The following is a 4,270-nucleotide window of genomic DNA, read 5'->3' as shown; positions in this document are numbered from 1 at the left end:
CATTCGTTATACCAATGACGCGTTGCTTTTTCGTCAAACCAGAAGCGAATATTACCGCGGTTAACGAGGGCTTGATTATAGTGAGACCAGTTTGTGATTTTGCTCATTGTTGTTGCACGGGCTAGTAAAATATAGATGATCTGATCACAGGCTGGCAAGATAGTTCAAACTTTTAGGAAACAACGCTATTGGACATACAAAAACCAGCTAGTGACTCCTTTGATGGAATTAAAACCTTTCTAATATTGGTCATAAATAATGCATAGCAAAACTAAAACAAGCTAATATAGTGTCCTCTGATAAAGATGTTAAGGCACAAAGGAGATTGCGTGCATGGGGTTTCGAAAGAGTATAAAAGTTGGAAAAGGTGTACGGGTTAATATAGGTAAAAAAGGGATTAGTAGTCTTTCCTTGGGAGGTAAAGGTTTAACTCTGAATGCGAGTGAGAAAGGTATTCGTGCTACAGGAAGTATACCCGGTAGTGGAATCTCTCACGCCAAGGTGGTTTATAAACCCGATGGGACTTCTAAGCACGTAAACCTTAAGAGTAGCTTACCACCACAAATTGACACTGATGTACGAAAAGTTAGCTTTTTGCTTGGTATGGGAATTTTTTTCCTGCCGTACATCTTTGCTTGGTATACTCTTCGCAAAGGACACTCCACGATTTCAAGAGTCACAAGTTTCGCTTGGTTGTTTTGGCTTATATATTCAGTTATCCAACAGCCCTAACAAAGCAACGTATGGCGATCTACATTCGTTTCTATTAAAGACTGCTACAAATCAATCAACTACAAGGCTGTCGTGTAGCGATGTTACGACCGTACGTTTAAGACAAATCTCTCCTTAGGCCGTAACTTATTATATGCCCTTCTCCGTGTTTCGGTTTATTGATAAGACACTCCACTAAACCCTCATTCACCATGCATTTTCTAATTATGTGTGCAATTCATTAGGGCATGCTTACTTTAAGAATCTAGCTTTCGCACTATCCGAGGCAATTCCGCTAGCGACTAATATAACAAGTTATGTACAATGCCGCCTATAATATGTATTGTGGTTACAATAAATTAAGTAGTAGAGATCATGGCAACGCAAGCATTAATTAATCCCCAAATTGTAACTTGGGCACGGCAACGAGCCGGCTTAAGCAAGGAGGACTTTGCTCAAAAATTAGGGATTAAAAAGGTTGAACGCGTAGTTGAATGGGAGGCTGGAACATCTAAGCCTACATTTGTTCAAGCCCAGAAAATTGCAAATGCCACTAATATTCCTTTTGGTTATCTATTTTTAGTTAACCCTCCTAAAGAAGAGCTACCTATACCTGATCTCAGAACTATAGGTAACAAGCATCGTAATGAAGTATCAGTTGAAATGAGAGACATCATTAAGCAGGTAATGTATAAACAACAGTGGTACAAAGAGTATTTGCGACAAATTGGCGAAGAGGAATTGCCGTTTGTCGGTCGCTTTACTACAAAAAATACTGTTTATGATGTTGCACAAAACATAAGAGGTGAATTAGGAGTTCCACTGCCTCAAAAAGGCTCTTGGGAAGACTATCAACGTCAACTAATCAACGCTGCTGAAAACTCTCGCATTCTTGTTATGAGAAGTGGCATTGTAGGTAATAACACCAGAAGAAAGCTCGAAGTTAGTGAGTTTCGAGGCTTTGCCATCTCCGACAAATTAGCGCCTGTAATTTTCATCAATAGCTCTGACGCGCCAGCCGCAAGACTTTTTACGCTTATTCATGAGTTAGCTCATCTTTGGATAGGCAGTAGCGGGGTTTCTGATCTTGGCAACGAACATGCTGAAGAAGAAAAGTTCTGCAATGCTGTAGCTGGCGAATTTTTAGTCCCTGAGAAAGAATTCCATGAAATGTGGAATCCTCTAGTTAGCCTACTAAATAATGTTGTAGCAATTAGTTCTAGATTTCACGTTAGTAAACTCGTTGTGGCTAAACGGGCTTTCGACTGTAACGCTATAGACTCCGATACTTATAGGGAATTTTACCAACGTGAAATGAAAGCGTTCAGACGCAAAAAAAGCAGCGGAGGAGACTTTAACATTACTGCGGGTGCCCGTAACAGTGCTTTATTTTCTAGTGCAGTTGTTGCAGAAGCAATGAGTGGGCGGATTCTACTTCGGGATGCAGGGAGCTTATTGGGAATTCAACCTAATAAAATTAAAACGTACGCGAGCAAACTTGCCTTATGAATTACCTGCTAGATGCAAATACATTTATTGAAGCGAAAAATCGGTACTATTCGATGACAATTTGTCCGGGCTATTGGCAGTGGTTATTGCAATCAAACAAGCATTGCGGCGTTTCAAGTATCGAATTCATAAAGAAAGAGCTGATTAACGGTAATGATGAACTCGCGATATGGGCTAAAGAACATCCAGGTTTGTTTGAATCTAATGATGATGAAGCAACCCAACTTGCCTTCGCAAATGTGGTGAATTATGTAATGTCTCTAACCGAGATGAAAGACGGAACACATGAAGAGTTTCTGAGAGGGGCTGACCCTTGGTTAATTGCTAAAGCTATAACAACTGGATCAGTGATAGTTACCCACGAAAAGCTCGACAAAAAAATCAAGAGAAAAATCTTAATCCCAAACATTTGTGAGCACTTCAAAGTATCTTATATCAATACTTTTGAGCTATTAAACAATTTAGAAGCTCAATTTGTTATGCATACATCAACCCCTTAGGCTTTAGAGCCTTATTTACTTTCAAAATGTGTAGCTCGCTAATCATACTTGAAGCGCCTCCACTAACTAATCCAAACCTCATAAGTAATTCATTAGCAATAACGCTAACCTTGTTTCAATAACGTTTAAAACCGGTAATTTCCGGCTTTAAATTTTCCTATCCGTGACATCAGTATTTGGCTTACATTCAAGCGAGTTCTGCACTACTGAATTTGGAGTTTTTAGCCAATATTTTTAGTTTGAGTCGTATAGGTAAAGTGGTGGCGTTGCTATAGCATCTTAATGCGGCGTTAGTCCCTAAAAATTTATGCCGAATTCACTTAACACAGATGACAACCTAAAACGTTTTTCCAATACTGAGGAAACCCAACACATTGGACTAACACTCATAGTAAAATCACTTGTGAAAAGAACGGGTGTAAGAACTGATAACTTTCATCCTTGGGGTGATTTATAATTCATGCACTTTAGCTTCATTTGTATAATGACTTTAATGAGCTATTTTTGTTATCCCAGTAATATAGAAGAAATGGAATTGCACCTCCTTTAATCTCTTCTGCTGAATAGAACTTCTCTGTATTGAAAGCTTTAAAATAAATTCCTTGAGAATAAGCTTTAACTGTTGAGGAAAGAATGAACGCCAAATAGATTAAAACAAGAATTGAGGTAAATATTGTTAATGATGTTGAAATTTGCATCAATGCAAAGGTAATAAGCAATAAAACCATTAGATGGGATAAACTTCTAATTTTATTAATTTTAATTTTGGTCATACATAAAAATCCTTTTTAAGTTCCTTCCTAAATTGTACCTATTAATATTCTATTCCTTGTGAGTCTATCTAGTCAATTTGTAGTATCTATATGAATTGCATTTTTCACATTATATTGTGAATTTTTGGTTCTTTGACTGCGGTTCTAGATTTTTTCACAAAATATTGTGAATTTATTGCCCTATTGATTATATTTCTCTATTATTCACAATTATCTGTGAATTTTGGAGCTAAAAATGGAAATATCTGTTAGTTCAGCTAAGCAATTAGGTAAATTAATATCTGCTGTTAGAAAAAGCCAAGGGTTAGACCAAAAAACAATTGGAGAATTTTCGGGCAATAGTATCAATACGGTAGGTGACTTTGAAAAGGGGAGTGGTTCATTGTCCGTAAATAGGTTATTTGATTTGATGGAGTCACTTGGTATTGAAATGAAAATAGACTTCGCGCTGCCTCCATCTGATACTTCAGCGCAAAAGAAACTAATCAAACGCATTAATGAGATAGTTGATCATGAATAGATCGCTCACAGTATTTGTAAGTACAAAAAAAATGGGTGAGTTAAAAGATGTGAATGGCTTTTGGGCTTTTGAATATGCACAAGAGTGGGTTAACTCAGATAAAAACTTTTCCTTGTCACCGGATATACCAAGTGAACTACTCGCGCCTAAAGGCATCGAGCTTCCAAGATAATAGCCTAAGCTACTAACCTTTCTTTTTTGACGCTTCGTTGGACACCGCTAGTCGAGCTTTTGACTCGGCTAGTCTTACGATTGCC

Annotated in this window: 6 protein-coding genes; 5 read left to right on the top strand and 1 reads right to left on the bottom strand. The window is 37.7% G+C overall.

The window, feature by feature from the left end:
• The first annotated feature begins 333 nt into the window (after nt 1-333).
• The 3 genes from L1266_RS21870 to L1266_RS21860 all read left to right on the top strand — a co-directional run bounded on the left by L1266_RS21870 (nt 334) and on the right by L1266_RS21860 (nt 2,720).
• A complete protein-coding gene (locus L1266_RS21870) occupies nt 334-732 on the top strand; it encodes a DUF4236 domain-containing protein (protein ID WP_063528117.1) in 399 nt (132 codons plus the stop codon).
• A 354-nt stretch (nt 733-1,086) separates the two neighbouring features.
• On the top strand, nt 1,087-2,220 hold the full coding sequence (locus L1266_RS21865) for an ImmA/IrrE family metallo-endopeptidase (protein ID WP_063529044.1): 1,134 nt from the start codon (nt 1,087-1,089) through the stop codon (nt 2,218-2,220).
• Nucleotides 2,217-2,720: a DUF4411 family protein gene (locus tag L1266_RS21860; RefSeq protein WP_118845572.1), complete on the top strand. Its 504-nt coding sequence runs from the start codon at nt 2,217-2,219 to the stop codon at nt 2,718-2,720. The genes L1266_RS21865 and L1266_RS21860 overlap by 4 nt, the downstream gene beginning before the upstream one ends.
• Before the next feature lie 473 nt (nt 2,721-3,193).
• Here L1266_RS21860 and L1266_RS21855 read toward each other — a convergent pair whose 3' ends face one another.
• A complete protein-coding gene (locus L1266_RS21855; protein WP_118845574.1) occupies nt 3,194-3,493 on the bottom strand; it encodes a hypothetical protein in 300 nt (99 codons plus the stop codon).
• A gap of 235 nt (nt 3,494-3,728) precedes the next feature.
• Between L1266_RS21855 and L1266_RS21850 the strand changes: the two genes are divergently transcribed.
• Nucleotides 3,729-4,013: a helix-turn-helix domain-containing protein gene (locus L1266_RS21850; RefSeq protein WP_138534064.1), complete on the top strand. Its 285-nt coding sequence runs from the start codon at nt 3,729-3,731 to the stop codon at nt 4,011-4,013.
• A complete protein-coding gene (locus L1266_RS21845) occupies nt 4,006-4,185 on the top strand; it encodes a HipA N-terminal domain-containing protein (RefSeq protein WP_138534065.1) in 180 nt (59 codons plus the stop codon). The genes L1266_RS21850 and L1266_RS21845 overlap by 8 nt, the downstream gene beginning before the upstream one ends.
• Nucleotides 4,186-4,270: the final 85 nt, after the last annotated feature.

Source organism: Pseudoalteromonas sp. Cn5-37, assembly GCF_021532495.1.
GTDB classification, from domain to species: Bacteria; Pseudomonadota; Gammaproteobacteria; order Enterobacterales; family Alteromonadaceae; genus Pseudoalteromonas; species Pseudoalteromonas simplex.
This window is presented reverse-complemented; position numbering and strand designations above follow the sequence as displayed.

What these genes read in the sequence shown, in the direction of transcription:
- L1266_RS21845 (WP_138534065.1), top strand. Translation starts at nt 4,006, where the DNA reads ATGAATAGATCGCTCACAGTATTTGTAAGTACAAAAAAAATGGGTGAG.
- L1266_RS21855 (WP_118845574.1), bottom strand. Translation starts at nt 3,493, where the DNA reads ATGACCAAAATTAAAATTAATAAAATTAGAAGTTTATCCCATCTAATG.
- L1266_RS21860 (WP_118845572.1), top strand. Translation starts at nt 2,217, where the DNA reads ATGAATTACCTGCTAGATGCAAATACATTTATTGAAGCGAAAAATCGG.
- L1266_RS21865 (WP_063529044.1), top strand. Translation starts at nt 1,087, where the DNA reads ATGGCAACGCAAGCATTAATTAATCCCCAAATTGTAACTTGGGCACGG.
- L1266_RS21850 (WP_138534064.1), top strand. Translation starts at nt 3,729, where the DNA reads ATGGAAATATCTGTTAGTTCAGCTAAGCAATTAGGTAAATTAATATCT.
- L1266_RS21870 (WP_063528117.1), top strand. Translation starts at nt 334, where the DNA reads ATGGGGTTTCGAAAGAGTATAAAAGTTGGAAAAGGTGTACGGGTTAAT.